20 protein-coding genes are annotated in these 20,380 nt (G+C 72.0%); 7 read left to right on the forward strand and 13 right to left on the reverse strand.

Features of this window, described 5'->3' with window-relative positions; all coding sequences use genetic code 11:
- The first annotated feature begins 7 nt into the window (after nt 1–7).
- The 4 genes from BMZ92_RS19485 (at nt 8) to BMZ92_RS19500 (ending at nt 3,579) form a co-directional block, all read left to right on the forward strand.
- Nucleotides 8–577 carry a PadR family transcriptional regulator gene (locus BMZ92_RS19485; protein ID WP_091509575.1) on the forward strand — a complete coding sequence of 190 codons (570 nt, stop codon included), beginning with the start codon at nt 8–10 and terminating at the stop codon, nt 575–577.
- Nucleotides 578–664: 87 nt separating this feature from the next.
- A complete protein-coding gene (locus BMZ92_RS19490) occupies nt 665–2,038 on the forward strand; it encodes a UbiD family decarboxylase (protein ID WP_091509578.1) in 1,374 nt (457 codons plus the stop codon).
- 30 nt (nt 2,039–2,068) lie between these two features.
- The gene (locus BMZ92_RS19495) at nt 2,069–2,551 is read left to right on the forward strand and encodes a hypothetical protein (protein WP_091509580.1); all 483 of its coding nucleotides are present in this window, start codon (nt 2,069–2,071) and stop codon (nt 2,549–2,551) included.
- Nucleotides 2,552–2,655: 104 nt separating this feature from the next.
- The gene (locus tag BMZ92_RS19500; RefSeq protein ID WP_091509582.1) at nt 2,656–3,579 is read left to right on the forward strand and encodes an NADP-dependent oxidoreductase; all 924 of its coding nucleotides are present in this window, start codon (nt 2,656–2,658) and stop codon (nt 3,577–3,579) included.
- Between the two features lie 12 nt (nt 3,580–3,591).
- Here BMZ92_RS19500 and BMZ92_RS19505 read toward each other — a convergent pair whose 3' ends face one another.
- From BMZ92_RS19505 to BMZ92_RS19520, 4 genes are all read right to left on the reverse strand, one after another.
- Nucleotides 3,592–4,845 carry an alpha-hydroxy acid oxidase gene (locus tag BMZ92_RS19505; RefSeq protein WP_091509584.1) on the reverse strand — a complete coding sequence of 418 codons (1,254 nt, stop codon included), beginning with the start codon at nt 4,843–4,845 and terminating at the stop codon, nt 3,592–3,594.
- A complete protein-coding gene (locus BMZ92_RS19510; protein ID WP_218153500.1) occupies nt 4,842–6,242 on the reverse strand; it encodes an MFS transporter in 1,401 nt (466 codons plus the stop codon). The genes BMZ92_RS19505 and BMZ92_RS19510 overlap by 4 nt, the downstream gene beginning before the upstream one ends.
- A gap of 63 nt (nt 6,243–6,305) precedes the next feature.
- Nucleotides 6,306–7,460: a MalY/PatB family protein gene (locus BMZ92_RS19515; protein ID WP_091509586.1), complete on the reverse strand. Its 1,155-nt coding sequence runs from the start codon at nt 7,458–7,460 to the stop codon at nt 6,306–6,308.
- Complete coding sequence (locus BMZ92_RS19520) at nt 7,457–7,921, reverse strand: mycothiol transferase (protein WP_091509588.1); 465 nt, start codon at nt 7,919–7,921, stop codon at nt 7,457–7,459. The genes BMZ92_RS19515 and BMZ92_RS19520 overlap by 4 nt, the downstream gene beginning before the upstream one ends.
- A 75-nt stretch (nt 7,922–7,996) precedes the next feature.
- Between BMZ92_RS19520 and BMZ92_RS19525 the strand changes: the two genes are divergently transcribed.
- Nucleotides 7,997–8,536 (forward strand): CGNR zinc finger domain-containing protein, encoded by a 540-nt coding sequence (locus tag BMZ92_RS19525; protein WP_218153501.1) that lies wholly within the window; start codon nt 7,997–7,999, stop codon nt 8,534–8,536.
- Nucleotides 8,537–8,543: 7 nt separating this feature from the next.
- Here BMZ92_RS19525 and BMZ92_RS19530 read toward each other — a convergent pair whose 3' ends face one another.
- Genes BMZ92_RS19530 through BMZ92_RS19545 form a run of 4 tightly spaced genes read right to left on the reverse strand, consistent with a single transcriptional unit; the run spans nt 8,544 to nt 14,348 of the window.
- Nucleotides 8,544–11,588: a helicase HerA domain-containing protein gene (locus BMZ92_RS19530; RefSeq protein WP_091509593.1), complete on the reverse strand. Its 3,045-nt coding sequence runs from the start codon at nt 11,586–11,588 to the stop codon at nt 8,544–8,546.
- Nucleotides 11,588–12,208, reverse strand: coding sequence for a hypothetical protein (locus BMZ92_RS19535; RefSeq protein WP_091509595.1), 621 nt, complete (start codon nt 12,206–12,208; stop codon nt 11,588–11,590). The genes BMZ92_RS19530 and BMZ92_RS19535 overlap by 1 nt, the downstream gene beginning before the upstream one ends.
- Nucleotides 12,205–13,758, reverse strand: coding sequence for a KGGVGR-motif variant AAA ATPase (locus BMZ92_RS19540; protein ID WP_091509596.1), 1,554 nt, complete (start codon nt 13,756–13,758; stop codon nt 12,205–12,207). The genes BMZ92_RS19535 and BMZ92_RS19540 overlap by 4 nt, the downstream gene beginning before the upstream one ends.
- Nucleotides 13,759–13,763: 5 nt before the next feature.
- Entirely contained in the window at nt 13,764–14,348 is a 585-nt protein-coding gene (locus tag BMZ92_RS19545; RefSeq protein ID WP_091509599.1) for a TIR domain-containing protein, read from the reverse strand.
- A gap of 185 nt (nt 14,349–14,533) precedes the next feature.
- Between BMZ92_RS19545 and BMZ92_RS19550 the strand changes: the two genes are divergently transcribed.
- Complete coding sequence (locus BMZ92_RS19550) at nt 14,534–15,457, forward strand: SEFIR domain-containing protein (protein ID WP_091509601.1); 924 nt, start codon at nt 14,534–14,536, stop codon at nt 15,455–15,457.
- Here BMZ92_RS19550 and BMZ92_RS19555 read toward each other — a convergent pair.
- Genes BMZ92_RS19555 through BMZ92_RS19565 form a run of 3 tightly spaced genes read right to left on the reverse strand, consistent with a single transcriptional unit; the run spans nt 15,454 to nt 16,967 of the window.
- The gene (locus BMZ92_RS19555; protein WP_091509603.1) at nt 15,454–15,846 is read right to left on the reverse strand and encodes a VOC family protein; all 393 of its coding nucleotides are present in this window, start codon (nt 15,844–15,846) and stop codon (nt 15,454–15,456) included. The genes BMZ92_RS19550 and BMZ92_RS19555 overlap by 4 nt on opposite strands.
- Nucleotides 15,843–16,136 carry an ArsR/SmtB family transcription factor gene (locus BMZ92_RS19560; protein WP_177228777.1) on the reverse strand — a complete coding sequence of 98 codons (294 nt, stop codon included), beginning with the start codon at nt 16,134–16,136 and terminating at the stop codon, nt 15,843–15,845. The genes BMZ92_RS19555 and BMZ92_RS19560 overlap by 4 nt, the downstream gene beginning before the upstream one ends.
- A 21-nt stretch (nt 16,137–16,157) precedes the next feature.
- Nucleotides 16,158–16,967 (reverse strand): endonuclease/exonuclease/phosphatase family protein, encoded by an 810-nt coding sequence (locus BMZ92_RS19565; protein ID WP_177228778.1) that lies wholly within the window; start codon nt 16,965–16,967, stop codon nt 16,158–16,160.
- Between the two features lie 211 nt (nt 16,968–17,178).
- Between BMZ92_RS19565 and BMZ92_RS19570 the strand changes: the two genes are divergently transcribed.
- Complete coding sequence (locus tag BMZ92_RS19570) at nt 17,179–17,391, forward strand: hypothetical protein (protein WP_091509607.1); 213 nt, start codon at nt 17,179–17,181, stop codon at nt 17,389–17,391.
- An 80-nt stretch (nt 17,392–17,471) separates the two neighbouring features.
- Here the strand turns inward: BMZ92_RS19570 and BMZ92_RS19575 are convergent, their stop codons facing one another.
- Nucleotides 17,472–18,698, reverse strand: a complete 1,227-nt coding sequence (locus BMZ92_RS19575) for an MFS transporter (protein WP_091509609.1) — start codon at nt 18,696–18,698, stop codon at nt 17,472–17,474.
- Between the two features lie 51 nt (nt 18,699–18,749).
- Nucleotides 18,750–20,324 carry a benzoylformate decarboxylase gene (mdlC, locus tag BMZ92_RS19580; protein WP_091509611.1) on the reverse strand — a complete coding sequence of 525 codons (1,575 nt, stop codon included), beginning with the start codon at nt 20,322–20,324 and terminating at the stop codon, nt 18,750–18,752.
- Nucleotides 20,325–20,380 lie beyond the last annotated feature (56 nt).

A 20,380-nucleotide genomic window follows, 5' to 3' on the forward strand; every position in this document is an offset into this window, starting at 1 on the left:
TCGGGGCATGTCAAGCGTGCGTCTCTCGACGACGTCCTACGTCGTGCTCGGCATGATCGCGCTCCGCGGCCCGTCGACGCCGTATGACCTCAAGCGCGCGGTAGGGCGTTCCGTGGGCTACTTCTGGAGCTTCCCGCACGCGCAGCTGTACTCCGAGCCCAAACGGCTGGAGGAGGCCGGGCTGCTCGACCTGCACGAGGAACAGCACGGACGCCGCCGGAAGCTGTACACGATCACCGACAGCGGGCGCGCCGCGCTGCGGGACTGGCTGCGGGAGCCGGTGCACGCGCACTTCGAACTGCGGGACGTCGCGGAGATCAAGCTGTTCTTCAACGAGCTGGCCGAACCCGTCGACGTCGCCCGGCTCGCCGCGGGCCAGATCGAGCAGCACGAGCGGCGCATCGCGGAGTACGAGGAGATGCAGCGCCGCTACGGCGACATCGACGACGTGGCCACCCGCATGGTCACGCTCGAACTCGGGCTCGGCATGGAACGGGCCGCGCTGGACTTCTGGCGCGGCGTCGCGGCACGGGTCGAACGCGGCGAGTTCCCGGTACCGCGGGAAAAGGTCCGGTAACGAACCGCCGCGATAGTCACCGCCTATCGTTGCCATCGCGCTTCGCGCATTGCCGCCGGGCCTCGCCGGGCAGCAGTGTCGGAGGGCATGAAACCCGGTGCGGAACTGCGGAACTGGCTCGACGTGCTTCAGGCGAGCGGTAGGCTCGCGCTCGCCGAACCGGAGGTGGCCCTGGAGTTCGGCCTCGCGGGCGTCGCGAACCGCCTCGACGGCACGCGCGCGACGCTGTTCCCGCGTCCCGGCGGGCACCCGGTGCCGGTCGTGTCGGGGCTGCTGTCCCAGCGGTCCTGGATGGCCGAGGCGGCGGGCGTGCCCGAAGGCGAGCTGGTGGCGCAGTTCCAGCGTGCCTGCCGGGAACCCGTGCCCTGCCGGAGGGTCGAGGACGCGCCGTGCCAGGAGGTCGTGCACCGCGACGTCGACCTGGCGGAGCTCCTGCCGTTGCCGACGCACAACGAACACGACCACGGCGCCTACATCACGGCGGGGCTGCTGATCACGCGGCACCGAGGCAGGCAGAACGTGTCGATCCACCGGTTGCAGGTCAGCGGAGCTGCCCGTCTCGGGGCGCTGCTGCTGCCCCGGCACACCCTCGCGTTCTTCCGGGAGCACGAGGAGTCCGGCGAGGACCTGGCGGTCGCCGTCGTGATCGGCGTGGACCCGCTGACGCTCATGGCTTCGCAGGCGATCGTCCCCTTGGGACAGGACGAGCTGGAGATCTCCGGCGCGCTGCGCGGTGAGCCGCTGCCGGTGGTGCGCTGCCTCGACAGCGACATCCTCGTGCCCGCGCACGCGGAGATCGTCCTGGAGGGCAGGCTGCTGGCCGGGGTGCGCGAGCCCGAGGGTCCGTTCGGGGAATTCCCGCAGTACTACGGGGAACGCGCGGCGCGGCACGTGATCGAGCTGAGTGCGGTGACGCACCGGCGCGAACCGCTCTACCACACGATCGTCGGTGGCGGGCGGGAACACCTGCTGCTGGGGTGCATCCCCCGTGAGGGCTCGTTCCTGTCCGAGCTGCGGCGGACGTTCCCGTGTGTCACCGCGGTGCACCTGCCACTCGGAGGCACCTGCCGCTACCACCTGTACGTGCAGGTGGACCGCCCGGCGCCGGGCGAGGTGAAGAACGTAATCCTCGCGGCGCTGGCCGTGCACTACGACATCAAGCACGTGACCGTCGTGGACACCGACGTCGACCTCCACGACCCGGCCGAGGTCGAATGGGCGGTCGCCACCCGCTTCCAGGCGGACCGCGACTTGGTCGTCGTGCCGGGCACGCAGGGGTCGCGGCTGGACCCGTCGACCGCGGACGGTGTCGGCGCGAAGATGGGCGTCGACGCGACCGTGCCGCACGGGGCGAAACCGGGGCGGTTCACCAGGATCGGCGTGCCGGGGCAAGACGCACTGGACATCGGAGCGCTGACCCGGCATGCTCCCCCCGACTGGCTGGGGGCGGCCCGCCGCTGAGGCTCGCCCGGAACCTGGGGAGGGCACGGCGTGTCCGTTCGGTGGAAGGCGATCCTGTCCGATTTCGCGGAACGCGCGGGCTGGTCGGCGGGGCAGGTGTTCTTCGCGACGCTGCTCGCCGGCGGTACGGCGATCACCGTGGCGAACCTGCCGTGGGGCTACGCCTCGGCGCAGGCGCTCGGCGCGGCGGTGGCGTCGGTGCTGCTGACCACGGTGCAGTACCTGCCGAACCTGCGTGACCCGGCGCGCTGGCACCTGCGCGGCGCCGGGTTGTTCTGGGGCGACCTGGCCGTGCGGCTGGCGAAGACTTTCCTGGCGTCGCTGGCGGGTTCGGTCGCCGCGGCGACGCCGTTCCACCTCGTGCGGTTCGACTGGACGGCGGCGCTCAACGTCGCGGGCCTGGCGGTGCTGACGGCGCTGGCGAAGGGCCTGCTGGCGCGCGGCAGCGGTACGGAGGAACGCACCCCGTCGACCCTCCCGACGGCGACGTACCTGGAGGCCGTCCGCTCCTGACGTTATGACCTGCGTCTCAACGGGTTGCCCCTCACACCGGCGTCAGCGGTGAACATGGCCTCAGCCCCGGAAACACCGGGGCGGCCAGACAGGAGGCAGGAAAAATGGCGCAGGCGTGGGGTTTCCGCGAACACGGCGGACCGGAGGTGCAGGAGTTCTTCGACCGTCCCGATCCCGTCCCCGGTCGCGATGAGGTGCTGATCCGGGTCGAGGTCGCCGGTGTGAACCCCCTCGACCACCTCCTGCGCGCGGGTCTGGTGCCCGGGCTCGACGGCGGGCGTCCGTTCCCCCGCGTGCTGGGCATGGAAGCGGCGGGAACCGTGCTCGCCCTGGGCGAGGACGTGGACGGTCTCGAGGTGGGTGACGCGGTCTTCGGCTTCGCGCTCACCGGTGGCGGCACCTACGCCGAGACGACGGTGCTGTCCGCGCCGAACACCGCGCGCATCCCGGCGGGGCTGTCCCCGACCGTGGCGGCGACGCTGCCGATCGCCGGGACCACCGCGGTGGACGCGCTCGACCAGCTCGGCCTCCCGGCCGGCGCGACGATCCTGGTGAACGGGGTCGGCGGCGGGGTCGGTCTCGCGGTCGCCCGGCTCGCCGCCGCACACGGGCTGCGGGTGGTCGGCACCGGGAGCGCCGCCAAGCGCGAGCACGCCGAGGCCGCCGGAGTGCGGTTCATCGACTACACCGCCGGTGACGTCGTCGCCGCGGCACGCGAGCTGGTTCCGGACGGCTTCGACGGGATCGTCGACCTGGTCGGCGGCACCGCGTTGCGGACGGTCGCCCCGCTGGCGCGGGATCCCCGCAAGGTCGTCTCCGTGGGTGACATGTCGGTGCCCGAGATCGGCGGCTGTTTCGTCGAGCGCCGCCTCGACCGCGAGAACCTGGAGCGGTCCGCCCGGCTGGCCCTCGACGGGGTCCTCACGCCCGTCATCACCGCGGTCCACCCGCTCTCCGACGCCCCGGCTGCCCTCGCCACCGTCGAAAACGGCCACGCCGCCGGCAAAGTGGTGATCAAGGTGGCGTGACGGCCTTCCGGATCACCCGGCGGCACGGCGCACGTGCCGCCCCGAGACCTTCCGCGTCGCGTCCAGGCCGAGCAGCTGCAGCGCCCGCTGGTACTCGCTCCGCAGGATCTCCACGGCCCGCTCGACGCCACGCTCCCCGCCCGCCATCAGCCCGTAGAGGTAGGCCCGGCCGACCATCGCGGCATCCGCGCCGAGCGCGACGGCCGCGAGGATGTCCTGCCCGCTGCGCACCCCGCCGTCGAGCAGGACCGCCGGGCCGGTGCCGACCGCGTCCCGCACCTCGGGCAGGACCTCCAAAGTGGACGGTGTGCGGTCGAGCTGGCGGCCGCCGTGGTTGGACACCACGACACCGTCGGCCCCCAGCTCGACCACCCGCCGGGCGTCCGAAGGCCGCAGGATCCCCTTGACGAGCAGCTTCCCCGGCCACACGCGCCGGAGCCACTCCAGGTCGCCGTAGCTGAGGCCCGGGTCGAACATCATCGCGGCCACGTCCGCGGACGAACCGGGGAAGCTGCGCAGCGACGCGAACCCGATCGGCGGCGTGGTGAGCTTGTGGAAGCACCAGGCCGGGAACCGCGCCATGTCGAGCACGGTGCGGACGGTCAGGGTGGGCGGGATCGTCAGGCCGTTGCGGACGTCCTTGAGCCGCCTGCCCGCGACCGCGGTGTCGATCGTGAGCAGGAGCGTGGAGAACCCCGCGTCCCGCGCCCGGCGCACCAGCTCGTCGTTGAGCCGCCGCTCGTTCGTGAGGTACAGCTGGAACCAGTGGTCCCCGTCGGGCACGGCGCGGCGCAGTTCTCCGGCGTTCGTCGTGCCCACTGTGGACAGTGAGTACGGCAGCCCCGCGCGGGCGGCGACCCTCGCGACGGCGATCTCGCCCTCGTGGTGCATCATCCGCGTGTAGCCGGTGGGCGAGAACACCAGCGGGAAGGCGATCTCACGTCCGAAAAGGACGGTGGACAGATCCGGGTCCCGCACCGGGTTCAGGCCTTCCGGCACGAACACCGTGTCGTCGAAGGCCGCGATGTTGCGGGCCGCCGTGACCTCGCCGTCCGCCGCCCCGTCCACGTAGTCGAAGACCGCGCGCGGCGTGGTGCGCCTGCCGGCGCGGCGCAGGTCCTCGATGGTGAGCGCCCGCGCGAGCCGCCGCTCGACCGGGCCGAGCCGCACCTTCCGGAACCGCAGCAGCTCCCGCACCTCCGCCGGCCGCGGCAGCCTGCGTGGCGCGACCTCCGGCGTGTCGGGAGCGACGTCGGTCGCCGTCATGGGGCTCCTTCCCGTGCCTGCCGCTCGCTCGCGGTCTCCTGTTCCACGTAGCCGTAGACCTCGGGCAGCACGTAGGTCGCCGCGAGGAAGCCGGTCAACGACAGCAGCGACACCAGCACGGTCGCCAGCGGCACGCCCAGCGCGTCGAACATGATCGGGAAGAAGAAGATCGACACGAACGACGCGAGCTTGACGAAGATGTAGCCGAACCCGGACGCGGTCGCCCGGTACCGGGACGGCGCGACCATCGAGGCGATCGTCATGCCGTTCGAGGCGTCCCAGTAGTGCCCGAACATCAGGCCCGCCGCCGCGAGCGGTACCAGCGGTTTCCAGTCCACCTGCAGGAACAGCGCGGCGAGCAGCAGCGACACGAACGCCATGCCGTAGCCGACGCGGGCCACGCCGCGGTGGCCGATCCGGGGCGTGGCGATGGGCGCGGTGAACCCGCCGATCGTGGCGATGACGTAGATCCCGGCGGTGACGAAGTTCGTCGCCGCGATGCCCGTGACGCCGGTGATGACGAGGATCGTCGGCAGGTAGAACCCGAACGCGGCGAACTCGGCGCCCTGCATGGCGTTCGAGATCCACGCGAAGACGCTCGCCCGGCGCCGCACGCGGTCCGACCAGATGCTCTTCAGGAAGTCCCGCGTACGCGGGCGGTCGATGCGGTAGTCCTGGTCGGGCAGCATGTCGAGGTCGTCGTCGAACATCTGCCGCGCCACCCGTTTGGCCTGCGCGAACCGGCCGCGCTGGATCAGCGCGAGCGCCGTGTCCGGCACGTCGAGCCGCAGCGCGAGCAGCACCAGCGCGGGCACCGCGCCGAGGCCGAGCCCGATGCGCCACAGCAGGTGGTGGTCGACCCCGGACAGGTACATGATCGTCACGACGATGATCGCGACGATCTCGCCGATCCCGAACATCGCCTGCCAGCGGTTGCCCATCACCTCGCGCTTGCCCTTGGGCATGCTCTCCATGATGTAGGCGTAGCCGGTGGAGATGTCGCTGCCCAGCGGGAAGCCGAGCAGCAGCCGGATGAGCACCAGCTGCCACATGTTCGTCGCGAACGCCTGCGCCACCGCCAGCACGACGAACAGCACCATCGTCGCGAGGAAGACCCGGCGGCGGCCGAGCCGGTCGGCGATCCAGCCGCCGAACACCGCGCCCAGTAGCGCCCCGGCCTGCACGGCGCCGGAGGCCAGCCCCAGCATCGCGGGGCTGGGGTGCAGCTCGTCGCGGATGAACAACAGCAGGAACGAGATGGCGTAGAGGTCCCACGCCTCGATCAGGATCGTCGAGATCATCAGCCAGCCGGCCTTGCGGCCGTCGCCGGTGCCTTCCCGGTTCAGCACGTGCCGGGCCGCACGGTCGCTCAATGCCCTCAGTTCGGCCTGGTCCACGGTCGGCTCCCTTGCCGGTCAACGCGGTTCGGGAAACGACCTGCCACACAACCGATTCAGTGGTCAACCGTTCACGGCGCCGTCGATCCCCGCCAGGACGCGGAGCAGCAGGTCCTCGCTGGTGGCGAAGTTCAGGCGGGCGAAAGGTTTCGCGTCGACGGCGGTGTGCTGCGCGAACTCCGGGCCCGGGCTGAGCCGGACCCCGGCGCGCAGGACCGCGTCGGCCGGATCGGTGAGGCCGGTGCGGGAAAAGTCCAGCCAGGCCAGGTAGGTGGCCTCGGGCGGGACACAGTCCACATCGGACTCCCGGCTCCAGTCCGCGACCAGGTCCCGGTTCCGCGTGAGGCGGTGCATCAGCCGCCGGTGCCAGTCCTCGCTTTCCCGCCAGGCGGCGACGGTCGCGACGCGCCCGAGCAGGCTCGGCGTGCCGAAGTAGTCCAGCGGGGCGCGGTCCAGCTCCCGCCGGACGCCCTCGTGGCCGACGTGTGCGACGGCGCAGCGCGTGGCGGCCAGGTTGAAGGCCTTCGTGGCCGAGGTGGCCGTGATCGTGCGCGCCGCGGTGTCGTCGTCGAGGGACGCGAACGGCACGTGCCGGTGCGGGTCGTAGGTGAGGTCGGCGTGGATCTCGTCCGAGAGCACGACGAGGTCCAGTTCCCTTGCGGCGTCGGCGAAAGCGCGCAGCTCCTCGCGCCGGAACACGCGGCCGGTGGGGTTGTGCGGGTTGACCAGCAGCAACATGGTGCAGCCCTCGTCGCGCAGCCGCCGGGCGTCCACGGGGAACTCCCAGCCGCGCTCACCCTTGAGCACCGGCAGCGGCACGGGACGGCGGCCCGCACGGTGGATGCTCGCGAGGAACGGCGGGTAGTTCGGCACGTGCAGCGCGATCCCGTCGCCGGGCGCGGTGGCGTGTTCGATGACCACCTGCAGGATCTGGATGAGGTCGGTGAACACGCGGGTGCGGCCGGGTTCGGGTGCCCAGCCGTACCGGTCGCGCATGCGCTGTTCGAACGCGGCGACGACCGGATCGCCGCCGGGCCAGTGGGGGTAGCCGAAGTCCTCGCGGTCGACCACCTCGCGCAGCCGGGCGCGCACGGGGCCGGGGATGCCGAAGTCCATGTCCGCCACCCACGCGTTGAGCAGGTCGTCGTCCAGTCCCCACTTGACGCCGAAACCGCTCCGCAGGCGGTCGAGGTCGACGGATTCGAAGGTGTCGCTCATGCGGTCTCCGCCAGGATGACGTCCCGCAGGACCTGCATCTGGCCGTGGTGCTGCGCGAGCTCCTCGAAGACGTGCTGCAGCACGGCGCCCTGCGTGTGCACGCGGCCGGGGCCTTCGAACTCGGCGGGCGGCACGGCGCGTGGTGGCGCGGCCGGGTCGGCTTTCCGCACGTCCTCGGCGAAGGTTGTCTGGATTGCCCGGGTTCGGTCGAGCAGGGGCGCGACGGGACCGCTCGCGGTGAACTCGGCGGCGCGGTCCCGTTCGGCCGGGCGGCCCGCGACGAGGTGGCCCGCCCAGTACTCGATGACGCCGAGGCAGTGCGTGAGCAGGGCGTACGGGCTGTTGGCGCCGGGCACGCCCGGGCGGCGGTTGGCGCGTTCGTCGCCGAGTTCGCGCACGATGCCCGCCATGCCGTCGAGGGCGCGGTCGGCGAAGTACGTGTAGTCGGAGGGGGTGAGCAAGGGGAACTCCTGTCGTCACCAGTTCAACTGGTGACGACAGTTGCAGCCCAGGGCGTCACCTGTCAAGGTGGTGACGTGACGTTCGTGTTCGTCAGCGGCCACGTGGCGCTGGATTTCGCGGGGACGCTGAAGTGGCGCCGCTCCGAGCCGGAGGAAACGCTTTCCGGCCCTCGGGAGCTGGCGCGCTGGTTCGTGGCAGCCGGGGTGCTGACGGAGCCGCCCCCGGTCGCGGCCGGGGACCTTCCCCGGGCGCTGACCCTGCGCGAGGCGATCTACTCGTTGACGACGGCCACCCGGACCGGCGCCCCGTGGCCCGGCGACTCGATCGCGGCTTTGAACGCGGCCGCGGCGGGCGAGGTGCCGGTGCCGGTCCTCGGCGAGGGCGCGGTTTCCCGCACCGGCCCGGCGGCGGCGGGTCTGACGGCCCTCGCCCACGCCGCGATCGACCTGCTCACGGGCCCGGACGCGGAGCTGCTGAAGGAATGCGCGCGAGACGAGTGCACCCGCGTGTTCGTCGACCGCTCCCGCGGCAGGCGCCGAACGTGGTGCGGCATGGACGAATGCGGCAACCGCGTGAAGGCCGCCGCGTACCGCGCGAGGAAACGAACCGCGTGAAGCGCTTTCAGGACAGCGGTTTCCGGGCCCGTTCGAGCACCTCCTCCAGCCGCAACGGACTCGCCGGGTGGTGGCTCAGGCACAGCGGAGTCGCGACCTGCCGGAAGCCGAACGCCTCCCCGGCCACGTAGAACTGGGCACGCTCGAGCCGGGAGATGTCCGCGACCGGGCTGCCCTTGGCGCGAGCCAGCTCGTTCGCCGCGGCGATCTGGGCCGGGCTGTTGAGCCGCCCGAAGAACTGCGTCATCGCGTTGCCCACGACCTGGTTGTGCAGCCCCTTCGGCGCCTGCGTCGCGAACAGCAACCCCAGCCCGTACTTCCGGGCCTGCGACGCGAGCACGATCGTGCTGCGGGTGCTCGCCGTCAGCGTGCCCGACGACGCGAGCGTCTGCGCCTCGTCCATCACGAACAGCGCTCCGAGCGGCCGGTCCCCCGCCGGGTTGCGCTTGACCCACGCGAACAGCTCCATCTGCAGCTGGTTGACGAAGTTCTGCCGCTGCTCCTCGGCGGGCAGCCCGACGAAACTGATCACCGACACCCGCGCCCGCTTGCCCGCCGCCGGGGTCAGCAGGAGGCCGGGGTCCACCGATTCCCCGTTGCCCGCGAAGAGCGGGTCGTTGACCATCGCCGCCTTCAGCGCTTCGGCGAGATCGGCGGCGATGCGCCTGCCGTCGTTGAGCGTGGTGACCCCCTCCGGCAGGTCGGCCAGGACCTCGATCAGCCCGGGCAGGCTTCGGGAGCCCGTGCGCGCGTGGTGCACGACGGCCTGCCGCAGCACGGCCAGCCCGAGGTTCGCCCGCTGGGTGCTGCCGGTGAGCCGGATCTGCGGGGCGAGCGTCGCGACCGCCACCTCCACGGCCGCGTTGAACTCGTCCTCGTCGTCGAGCACACCCGCGAAGTCCGGCAGCGGCCGGAACGTCAGCGGTCTGCCGTTCGCGCGTCCCGGCGTCCACACCACGACGTCGGTGTCCGCGAGGTACTGCTCCGCGAGCCGCGCGTCGTCCGGTGCCCACGCCTCCGGTGGCTCCGGCCACGGGTCGCCGAGGCGGGCGAGGTCGTTGTTGGGGTCCAGCACGATCGCCGACACCCCGCGCAGCGCGCACTCCTCGACGATCCGGCGCAACAACACGGTTTTCCCCGACCCCGACCCGGCGAAAACCGCGGCGTGCTTGCGCAAAGCCGACAGCTCGATCCGCACCGGCTCGCCGGTGCCGACCACCGTGCCGAGCGTGAGCTCCGCCGCCCGTGCCCTTGCGCGCTGCCCGTCCGGCAACGCCTCCGACAGCAGCTCCGACCGCCCCGCCGGCCGCCGGTCGATCAGCCACTCCTGCAAGCCGGCAGGCGCCTCGGTGAACATCCGGTCCAGCGCCCAGAACGTGCGGATGTCCGATTCGGACAGTGCCAGCCGTCGCCCGCCGGCTTCCTCGATCGCCTTGAGTTCCCGTTGCGTCACCTCACCGCGCGCCCACTTCGAGTTGCGCAACAGGATCAGGTGGCGGTTGTCGGCCCCGGCTCGTGCGCCCAGCGCGGCACGGGCCTTGCGCAGCCGGTGCAGCACGGACAGGTGGTGCGGTGCGCCGATCACCCGGAAAGCCCAGTGCTCCTGCAGATCGGCGGCCTCGTCGAGGGTGTGCGTGAGCCACGCGTGCACCTCGGTCCCCTGCCGCGGCTGCGGCTCCCACTGCATGTCGTCGTTGCCGACCTCGGCGATCCACCCGCGCAACGCCGCCGACAGCAGCACGGGCATCACCTCGTCCTCCCGGTGGTGGTCCAGCAGCCGCGAAACCTCGGCGGCCGATCGCAGCTCCCCGAACCGGGCGTCCAGTTCCGCGAACCGGTCCTGCGGTACGGCCGCACGCCGCGGCGGCGGCACGGGCTCGCGCTCGTCGAAACCCGTCAGCTCCCAGACCTGCCCGGCACGCACGCACGCGTCGATGTGCGAGCCGACGCGCTTGAGCAGCTCCCGCGGCGTGTACTGGGGCCACTTCCCCTCGAACGCGGCGGGCGCCACCGGCCACGACGGGTACGGCGGCGCGAACCCCATCGCCCGGTACGCCACGCCCAGCCGTTTCTCCACGAGCGTGCGGCCGAGCGCCGCGTCGGTGATGCGGCCCAGGGTCTGCGCCTCGCGGAACCGGTCGGGCACCGTGTCGGCCGCCCTGCCCTTGATCCGCGCCCACGTGGCGGGCAGGCACGCCAGCACCGTGACGGTCCGCCGGGTCACCTCGCGCAGGCCCATCAGCCCGTCGGCGATCCCGGCCACCAGCAGGTCCTCGTCGGCGCCGCTGTCCGTGGTGCGGCGGGTACTGCGGGCGATGAGGGTGTCGAGCTGGTCGACACCGATCACGAGCGGACCGGTCGCGGCGAGCAGGCGGGTGAGGTCGCGGACCTGCGCCGCCGGGGACTTCGGGTGCGACCGGATCCCCCACTTCCGCCGCTCGCCGCTCTTCGCCTCCTCGAACCGGCCAAGGTAGTCGTCGGCGATCTGGTTCGCGCCCGCGTCCTCGCTGCCGTGCAGCACGAGCGCACGCGCCACGTCCCCGCAGTCGACGGCCAGCTGCCGGTCGACGGCGCGGAGCCCGTCGAGCACCGCGTCCACGTCGCCGGGCCGGAGCTTCCGTCCATTGAGGACGTTGTCGGTGACCCGCTGGTCCACGCGTCCGGCCTGGCAGATCCGCTGCAGGAACGTCTTCGACTGCGGTGCCCCGGAGTCGTCCGGCTGGGACAGTCCCCGGCGCAGCGCCTCAGCCGTGTTCTCCCAGAACGCGTCCTCGGCGGTGAGCTCGTCGAGGAAGAAGTACCCGCCGGCGCGGTGGGCCTGGCGCCGCACGAGGCCGAGCAGGTGCGTCTTGCCGACGCCCTTCTGCCCCTTGAGCACGAGCCCGATCGGGCTGGGCCCGTCGCTGACGGCGGCGGCGCGGATGTCCTTGTCGATCTCGTCGGCGATGTCGTCGTGCAGGCCGTCGACGTGGTAGGGCGAGTCGCGCCAGACCTGGTCCGGCGTGTCGGCCCAGTCGAACCGCAGGGTGGCAAGTGCGGACAACGGTTCCATCACCACTCCTCCAGCGCGAGCAGGTGGTTGTCCTCCCCACCGAGCCGCACCGCCGCCTCGTGGTCCTCGCCGGTCAGCGCCTTGCGGTCGGACTCCGGGATCAGGTGGGCCCGGCCGCTGCGGCTGAGCTCCTGGAGCGCCTCGTCGACCGCCTTGGCCGGGGCGCCGTTCAGCAGCGGCCGCAGTTCGGCCAGCCGCGCCCACTCGCCCGGGGCGGCCGTGAGCTTGCGGTAGGCGGCGCGGATCCGGTGCTCCAGGTCCGCCGGCTGCCCGAACACGTCGACCAGGCGCAACCCGGACTGCCCCAGGTACTCGGCGAACCCGGCGAGCATCGCGTAGAGCGCGGGGACGAGGGTGCTGCGCGGGTGGGGTGGCGGAGGCGTGCGAGCCCCCAGTTCCTCGCCACACCACGCCCAGCCCCGCTCCGTCAGCTCGTGCGTGAACGGCCGGTTGCCTTCCCGGCGGCTGTCGACCAGCTTCAGGTCGTTCAGCCGCACGCGGTCCTGGCCGTCGAGGGTGAACCCCACCGCCTCCTTCAGCTCGGTGTTGGAGACCGCTTTCGCGAGCACCATCAGCGTGAACATCGCCGCGGTCTGCTTGTGGTTGAGCCGTTCCGTCATCCGGGTTCCCCTTCCTCCGTGGCGCGCAGCGCCCGCTCGATCGCCGCCCGCGTGCTCGCGGGGGCGGGCACTCCCCGTCCCGTGCGCTTGACGACCAGCGCGAGGTCGCCGATGAGCTCCCGTGCCTGTTCCTGGTCCGCGTCGCCCAGCGCCCGCACGATCTCGTCCACCAGCTCCCACAGCAGCGGCCGCAGGGTCGCGCGGGAGGCGCGCCGCAGGACGGCGCTCGCGTCGTCCTCGCCCGAGCCGTCGAGCTGGCCCGCGATCTCGCGTGCCAGCTCGGCCGGGCCGCCCGTGCCCAGCCGGAGGTAACGCAGGTTGCCGAAGGATCCGGGCAGGTCACGGGCGTCCGCGTCGCCGGCGAGCACGGGCAGCACCCGCCGGTCCTGACCGAGCGTGCGGTGCAGGAACAGCTCGGCCTCCGTGGCCTGCCAGCGGTTGACCTTCCCGTCGACCAGCAGGCAGAGGTGCCGGGCGTCGTCCTCGCCACGCTGCAGCAACGACCGGTCGCCGGACAGCGAAAGCTGGGCCCTCGCGCCGAACGCCGTCAGCTCCGCGACCAGTTCCTGTGCGACGCCCAGCAACGAACGCGGGGTGCTCACGCGGAGTTCGTGGGGGAACTCGCGCCTGCTGGCTCTGACCGAGGCCACGTAGGCGTCCCGGTTCTCGGTCAGCAGGTCCGCGCGGTCGAAGTGGGAGGCGATGACCGCCGCCACCGTCTCCAGCGCGAAGCTCACCTGGTCCGGCGCCGGTTCCGGCTCGGTGCGCACCGGCAACTGCTCGCCGAAGGTCCAGAACGAGACGTAGGGCAGGGTGAGGTACCGCGCCATCTGGTCCGGCGTGACGTCGCCGTGCAGCCAGTTGTGGTACAGCCCCTTGGTCTCCTCCAGGCAGATGCGCCGCCACTCCTCCGCCCTGGCGTACTCCTCGCGGCTGTCGAACCGGGACAACACGGGCAGGACCGGCAGCTGGGGGCGGTCGTAGGGCAGCCGGTCGCGTGCCGCGTTCGCCCGCTCCGCGATCTCCACCGCGCCCCGCACGCTCTGCAGGTTGGCGGTGAACAACACCACGAGCCGGTCCGGCAGGTGGGCCGTGCAGATGCCGCCGATGTCGGAGACGCCGGTGCGGCTGTCGAGGAGGACGTAGTCGTACTCCTCGGTCCAGCGTGCGCGGCACTGTTCGAGGTACTCGCCGAACCCGTCCTCGTACAGCCCCGCCCAGTCGATCCGTTGCACGCGGCCGACGTAGTCCGGGTCGGCTCGGCCCGCGGCGATGAGGTCGAGCGTGCCCTCACCGGTCAGGCGCGTCCGGTGCGCACCCGGATCCGGCCGCCCGGACACGAAGTCGTCGACGAGGTCCACCACGCCGCTCGCTGGGTCCGCGGCCAGCAAGGGGCGGAAGTAGTCCGCCAGCCCTGGTGCCTCCAGGTCCCAGTCCACGCACAGCACCCGGTTCCCCCAGCGCGCCAGCAGGACCGCGATGTTGGCGAGCGTGAAGCTGCGGCCGACGCCGCCCTTGTAGGAGTAGAACGTGATCACGGTTCCCGGCATGGTCTTCAGAACCTCGGCAGACGTGATGTCGGCGGCGGATCGGGCAGCGGGGTTTCCACCGGCCAGTCGGGGCGCCACTCCGGCGCGTGCGCGATGAGCCCGGCCAGCTCGGTCGCGACGACCTGCAGGTTGCGGTGGAAGTCGAGGTAGGCCGGCGAGTCCTGGAACTGCTGGTACGGCTGGTTCCAGCGTTTGAGGTCCAGCATGCGCCGCTCGTGCGCGTACTTCGGGAAGTTCTCCGAGTCGCAGAAGATCACCGGGTAGATCAGCCCCTGCGGGCGTTCCGGCGTCGCCAGGCCCGTGAGCTCCTCGCGGCGGGCCATCGAATGCCATTCCGCCAGGCACCACTCGCTGGAGAAGTACTTCGGCGAGCACACCGCGACGAGCACCTTGGCCCGCTGCAAGGCATTGCGCACCTCCAGCGGCCAGGCCGTGCCCGCGGGTACCTGGTCGTCGAAGAAGATCTTCGCCTCGTGGTCGAGGTAGTCGTCCAGCAGCTCCGCCAGCCTGGGGTGGAAGTGCGTGCGCACCCACGCGGGCACGGTGCCCCCCTTGCGCCGGTAGCTGAGGAAAACGTCGTACTCGTACACCCGCGCCGCCCTTCCCGCCGCCGCACCGTGGCCGATGCTAGCCAGCTCCGGCCCGGGAACGGATCGTCAAAAACACGACAATCTCCTGCCACTTTTCCCGACAGAGTCCACAAAGGACACGACAGGAAGTCGTCAGTTCCACGACACGCCTTCACGGGTGGTGCGGGCACGGAGAGAATGCGGGGATGTCCGACGGGAAGGCACCGAGGGTCTTCATCAGCTACGCGCAGGACTCGCCGGAGCACATGGCGCAGGTCAGGGGTTTCGCGACGCTGCTGCGCAGGCGGATCGGGCTCGACGTGGCACTCGACCAGTGGGCCGACCACCGGCGTCTCGACTGGTCGGCGTGGGCGACCGAACTGCTCACGAACGCCGATTTCGTCCTGGTCGTCGCGTCACCCGCCTACCGGCGCCGCGCCGACGGGCAGGCACCACCGGACGAGGGCCGCGGGTCGCAGTACGAGGCGGCGATCCTGCGGGACAACCTCACCAGGAACCTGCGTGCGGAGACGCAGCGCGTGCTCCCGGTCGTGCTGCCGGGACGCTCGGTCGAGGACATCCCGGCGTTCCTGATGGCCTACTCCACGACCCGGTTCGAAATACCGGAAATCAGCGTCCGGGGTGTGGCGGGACTGCTGGCCGCGATCACCGGGCAGGGCCCGTACCCGATGCCCGAGCGCGGCGAGTGGCGGGGCGGCGCGGCGGACGATCCGCTGTCGCCGGGAACGCCGTGGGTCGCCCACAGCACCGGTGTGCACAGGGCCGGAGTACTGCTGGACGGGGTGCGGTACGACAACAGCATCGTCTTCCGGCCGCGGGAGCCCGGCGGGACGGGTTTCGTCGAACTGGCGCTCGATGCCTCCTACGGCAGGTTCACCGCTGTCGCGGGCGTCCCCGACGACGCGGCGGAACCGTTCCAGGTAGGGCGTTTCCGCGTCCTGCTCGACGGTCGGCCGCGCGCGGAGACCACGGCCACCCTCGGCAAACCGGTGCCGGTCGAGCTGGACGTCACCGGCACGCTGCGGCTGCGACTGGAGATGCACCGCCCGCCGGCACTGGCCGGGTCCCACCCGGCGGAACTCGCGTGGGGGGACCCGCTTCTGGTCTAGACCTTCTGGTGCGCGATCTGGATGAGGTTGCCGCACGTGTCGTCGAAGACGGCGGTGGTCACGGTGCCCATGTCGGTGGGTTCCTGGGTGAAGCGCACACCCAGCCCGGTCAGCCGGTCGTACTCCGCCTGCACGTCGTCGACCGCGAACTGCGTGAACGGGATGCCGTCGGCGGCGAGCGCGTCCTTGAACGACTTCGCCGCGGGGTGGCCCGTCGGTTCGAGCAGGAGCTCCGTGCCCTCCGGCCGCTCCGGCGACACCACGGTCAGCCACCGCGCCCCGCCGCCCACCGGGATGTCGTGCTTCTTCACGAAACCCAGCACCTCGGTGTAGAACCGCAGCGCCTTCTCCTGGTCGTCGACGTACACGCTCGTCAGCTGAATCCTCATGCCGAACCCCTCCTGCGCAGCCACCGCTCGACTATCGGCTCGAGCGGTTCCGTGTTGATGTGGTGGAACTTGTACCGGCCCTCGCGCCTGGCTTCGACCAGACCGGCGGCCTCCAGCACGTCGAGGTGCTGCGAGACCGCCTGCCGCGACGAACCGAGGCCGTGCTTCATCGTGAGCCGGCCGCAGATCTCGAAGAGCGTCTGCCCGTCCCGCTCGGTGAGCTCGTCGAGGATCGCCCGGCGCGTGGGATCCGCCAAGGCCTTGAAGACGTCACCCACGCGCCCCACCATAGGCAAGTGGCTACTTGCCTGTCAACGCACCAGCACGCGCGCCGCCAGCGGCAGGTGGTCCGACGCGGCCGGGTCGGCGTGCACGACGCGCGTGACCAGGGGCCGCGCACCGGCACCGGCGTAGACGTAGTCGATCCGCCGGTCCGGGGCCTCCGCCGGGTAGGTCGCCTCGTCACCACGGCCGGAAACCGGCCAGGCGTCCGTGAAAGCGCTCGCCAGCGTGGCGATCTCCGGCGCGTCCGGCAGCGCGTTGAGGTCGCCGACGAGCACCGAGGGCCGGGTTCGGCCGATCAGGTCCACGATCTGGCGCGTCTGCGCGAGCCGGTCGGTCTGGGAACTGGCCGCCAGGTGCGTGTCGTAGAAGTGCACGCGCTTGCCGCGCACGTCCAGTTCCGCGTGCAGCAGACCGCGCTGCTCCTGGTCGGGCGAACGGGACAGGTACGTGTTGTCCCAGGCGCGGATCGGGTACCGCGACAGGATCGCCGTGCCGTACTGCACCCGCGGCTGCCCCGGCGAGGGCGGCTCACGGTCGATGTTCGCCCCGAACACGACCTGGTAGCCCAGCAGCCGCGCCAGCTCCCCCGCCTGGTCGGCCCACTCGCTGCGGGCCGAGTAGTGCCGGTCCACCTCCTGCAGCCCCACCACGTCCGCACCGCTGCGCCGGATCACGTCCGCGACCCGCGCGACGTCCAGCACCCCGTCCGTGCCCGCGGCGTGGTGGATGTTGAACGACAGCACGTTCAGCACCCGGGCGGCACTCGCCTGGGCGGGTGCCGCCGCCACCGTCGTCACGCCGCACACCAGCAGCAGCGTCACCAGTACTTTCCGCACATCTTCTCCTCATCCGGTTCCGGGATCGCGAACGATCTTCGGCCAGGCGGGCACACGGCGGATGAGGTGCCGGTGAACCGGGGCGGGCGCTTGCGCGACGAGCACGTGGCGCGGCCGACCAGCGGGTCCGGCGGTTCCGGGTGTCACCTGACCTGCTGAAACCCCCGGGGTCCACTGGCCGCGGCGCGCGGGAAGCGGCACTCTTTCCGGTGTGGATGAGGCACAAGCTCTCCGAGTCTTCTGGGCCCGCTGCCGGAAACACCACGTCCCGACCACCACCGCCGAGCTGGCGCTCGCCGGCGCGCGGTTCGACGTGCGGACGGGACGGGTGCTCGCCCGTGACCCCTACCGCCTGGCCTGGCGCCGGCTGCGCCAGCTGGGTGCCGCCGACGAGCAGGCCACCGACAAACCCGCCACCGCCTGACGGTCCGGTCCGGACGGTTCATCCGGACCGGACCACCCGCCGGGAAAGCGCTTCCCGCGCCGTCCGTCCTCTTCGGACTTTCAGCTCGGCAGCGCCGCCGCCTCGCTGCCGGACACCGTTTCCGAGCGGCCGCCCAGCAGCAGGACCGCGGCCAGTCCCAGCGCGGCCACGAGCGCGAAGAACCAGAACCCCCACGGGTAGGCCACGCCCGCCGTGACGAGCGCACCGGTGATGAACGGCCCCACGATGGACCCCAGCCGCCCCACGGCGGACGTCAGGCCGAGCGCCGTACCGCGTGCCCGCGCCGGGAAGACCTGCGTGACGTAGCCGTAGATCAGCACCTGCGCCGAGAACACGAACACGCCCGTCAGCAGCACCAAGGCGTTGAGCAGCACGCTGTTGCCGATCCGCAGGCTCAGCAACGCGAGCAGCACCGCACCCGCGCCGAACCAGATCCGCGCGATGGGCCGGATACCGCGCCGGTCCGCGATCGTGCCCGCCAGCACGAGGCCGATCACCGCGCCGACGTTGAGCACGAGCAGCAGCGCGATCGACGTCGAGATCGGGTAACCCGCGCTGCGCATGAGCTGCGGCAGCCACGTGTTCAGCCCGTACACCAGCAGCAGTCCCATGAACGAACCGGTCCAGACCGCGATGCTGACGCGCCGGAACCGCGGCCCCAGCAGGTCACGCAGGCGCAGCCGCTCCGCCTCCGGCTCCTGCTTGGCCGCCAGGTACGCCGCCGATTCGGGCAGCCGCCACCACATCAGCGGCACCACGAGCAGCCCGACCGCGCCGCCGCCGTAGAACAGCACGTGCCAGTCCTCCGCCACGACCAGCGCGAGGATCGACGTCAGCACGGCACCCACGTGGTAGCCCGTCATCGTGAACGTGCTCGCGCTCGCCCGCCGCCGTGCGGGCAGGTTCTCCGCCATCACCGTCAGCGCCACCGGCATGCACGCGCCGAGGCCGAGCCCGGCGGCGAACCGGAGCACCCCGAACACCGCCACGTTGGGCGAAAACGGTGTCAGCAGGGTGAAAAGCGAGAACAGCAGCACCGAGCCGATGAGCATGCTCCGCCTGCCGAACCGGTCGGTGAGCGGCCCGAGCCCGGCCGCCCCCACCGCCACCCCGACCAGCGAAACCGTCGCCACCGCGGTCGCCCCGGCGGCGGTGAACCCGAGGTAGTGCGTCTTGAGCAGCGTCGGGATCGTCGCGCCGAGCGCCACGAGGTCGTAGCCCTCCAGCAGCACGGTGAGCCAGCACAGCAACGCCGTGGCGGCCGACCGGGTGGGAGACGTCGTCATTGCCGTACTCCTTCGGGGAAAGGGGATTCCATCATTGTCCTGTTAGGACGGTCACGGGGTGGTCTCTGCGGTGTCGACCTGGATCAGGCGCGGCCCCGCCGCCGTCGTCTTCAGCTGCGCGCGCAGGTCGTCCAGCTCCGTGACCGCGGTGGCCGGCACGCCGTACCCCGCGGCGATCGCGGTGAAGTCCAGCCCGGGGATCTCGGTGCCCGGCACGTCCGGCGTGCCGAGCACGCTCCCGAACCACCGCAGCGCGCCGTAGGTTCCGTTGCGCAGCACCACGAACGTCACCGGCACGCGGTACTGCGCCGCCGTCCACAACGCGGTGATGCCGTAGTTGGCCGAGCCGTCACCGATGACCCCGACGACCGGCCGCCCGTCGAGGCCCATCGCCATCCCGACCGCCGCGGGCAGCCCGAACCCGAGCCCGCCGGCGGCCGGGAAGAAGTACGAACCGGGGCGCCTCAGGTCCATCTGCCGCCACCACGCGGAGTTCGTCGACGTGGACTCGACGACGTAACACGTGTCCGCGGGCTGGGTTTCCCGCAGGGCGGCGAAAACCTGCTCCGGGTGCAGCGCTCCCTCCGCGGTCGCGGGCTCGGGGTTCGGCACGAACTCGCGGTCCCCGCCGGGAACCGCGGGCAGCCGGGTGAGCAGGCCCGCCAGCACCGGCCCCGGATCCGCGACGAGCGCGCGTCCCATGGGCGCGCGGGCGGCGGCCCCGGCGTCGTCGGTGACCTGGACCAGCCTGGTGCCCTCGGGCAGGTACGGGCCCGGCACGTGCTGGTGGTACCGGAACACGGGCGCCCCCAGCACGAGCACGAGGTCGTGCCCCGCCACGGCGTCCGACACCGCGCCGATGCCCGCCGGGAGCACGCCGCGGAACAGCGGGTGCCGGTTGGGGAACGGCAGGCGGTGCGGCGACGGCGCCACCCACACCGGCAGCTGCCGGTGCTCGGCGAACGCGACCGCACGGTCGAACAACCCCGCGGTGTCGAGGTCCGCGCCGAGCACCAGCACGGGGTTGCGCGCGGCTTCGAGCTCCTGCGCCAGCTCCCGCAGCTGGGCCTCGTCCGGCCCCGACGCGCGTTGCACGCTCCGGTCGAGCGTCAGAGCGGCGTTGGCGTCCAGCTCGGCCGACCAGTCGTCGTAGGGCACCGACAGGTAGGTGGGACGGCGCTGCAGTTCCGCCTCGAACACCGCCTGCGCGAGCGAACGCGGCACGTCGGCGGCGCAACTCGGCTCCCCCGCCCAGCCGACGAGCGGGCGCATGAGCTGGGTCGCCTCGACGTTGGCGAGCATCGCCTCCAGGCCGATCGCCGAGCGCACCTGCTGGCCCGCGGTGAGCACGAGCGGTGAACGCGAGGAGACGGCGTTGGTGAGCGCGCCCATCGCGTTGCCGGACCCGGCCGCGGCGTGCAGGTTCACCAGCACCGGACGGCCGGTGGCCTGCGCGTACCCGTCGGCCATGCCCACCACGACGCCTTCGTGCAGGCCGAGCACGTAGCGGAAACCCTCGGGCAGCTCCGCGAGGAACGGCAGCTCGTTCGACCCGGGGTTGCCGAAGATCGTGGTCAGGCCCCGGCGTTCCAGGAACTCGTGGGCGATCCGGCGGGCGGTCGGCATGACGCGGTGTCCTCCTCGGCAACGGTGGTGGGCTGAGCGTAGGACCGGGAGCGGCC

Origin of the sequence: Amycolatopsis sacchari, from assembly GCF_900114035.1 — a bacterium.
Classification (GTDB): domain Bacteria; phylum Actinomycetota; class Actinomycetes; order Mycobacteriales; family Pseudonocardiaceae; genus Amycolatopsis_E; species Amycolatopsis_E sacchari.

What these genes read in the sequence shown, in the direction of transcription:
- BMZ92_RS19540 (WP_091509596.1), bottom strand. Translation starts at nt 13,758, where the DNA reads ATGCCGGGAACCGTGATCACGTTCTACTCCTACAAGGGCGGCGTCGGC.
- BMZ92_RS19505 (WP_091509584.1), bottom strand. Translation starts at nt 4,845, where the DNA reads ATGACGGCGACCGACGTCGCTCCCGACACGCCGGAGGTCGCGCCACGC.
- BMZ92_RS19530 (WP_091509593.1), bottom strand. Translation starts at nt 11,588, where the DNA reads ATGGAACCGTTGTCCGCACTTGCCACCCTGCGGTTCGACTGGGCCGAC.
- BMZ92_RS19550 (WP_091509601.1), top strand. Translation starts at nt 14,534, where the DNA reads ATGTCCGACGGGAAGGCACCGAGGGTCTTCATCAGCTACGCGCAGGAC.
- BMZ92_RS19575 (WP_091509609.1), bottom strand. Translation starts at nt 18,698, where the DNA reads ATGACGACGTCTCCCACCCGGTCGGCCGCCACGGCGTTGCTGTGCTGG.
- mdlC (WP_091509611.1), bottom strand. Translation starts at nt 20,324, where the DNA reads ATGCCGACCGCCCGCCGGATCGCCCACGAGTTCCTGGAACGCCGGGGC.
- BMZ92_RS19555 (WP_091509603.1), bottom strand. Translation starts at nt 15,846, where the DNA reads ATGAGGATTCAGCTGACGAGCGTGTACGTCGACGACCAGGAGAAGGCG.
- BMZ92_RS19500 (WP_091509582.1), top strand. Translation starts at nt 2,656, where the DNA reads ATGGCGCAGGCGTGGGGTTTCCGCGAACACGGCGGACCGGAGGTGCAG.
- BMZ92_RS19515 (WP_091509586.1), bottom strand. Translation starts at nt 7,460, where the DNA reads ATGAGCGACACCTTCGAATCCGTCGACCTCGACCGCCTGCGGAGCGGT.
- BMZ92_RS19490 (WP_091509578.1), top strand. Translation starts at nt 665, where the DNA reads ATGAAACCCGGTGCGGAACTGCGGAACTGGCTCGACGTGCTTCAGGCG.
- BMZ92_RS19485 (WP_091509575.1), top strand. Translation starts at nt 8, where the DNA reads ATGTCAAGCGTGCGTCTCTCGACGACGTCCTACGTCGTGCTCGGCATG.
- BMZ92_RS19535 (WP_091509595.1), bottom strand. Translation starts at nt 12,208, where the DNA reads ATGACGGAACGGCTCAACCACAAGCAGACCGCGGCGATGTTCACGCTG.
- BMZ92_RS19560 (WP_177228777.1), bottom strand. Translation starts at nt 16,136, where the DNA reads ATGGTGGGGCGCGTGGGTGACGTCTTCAAGGCCTTGGCGGATCCCACG.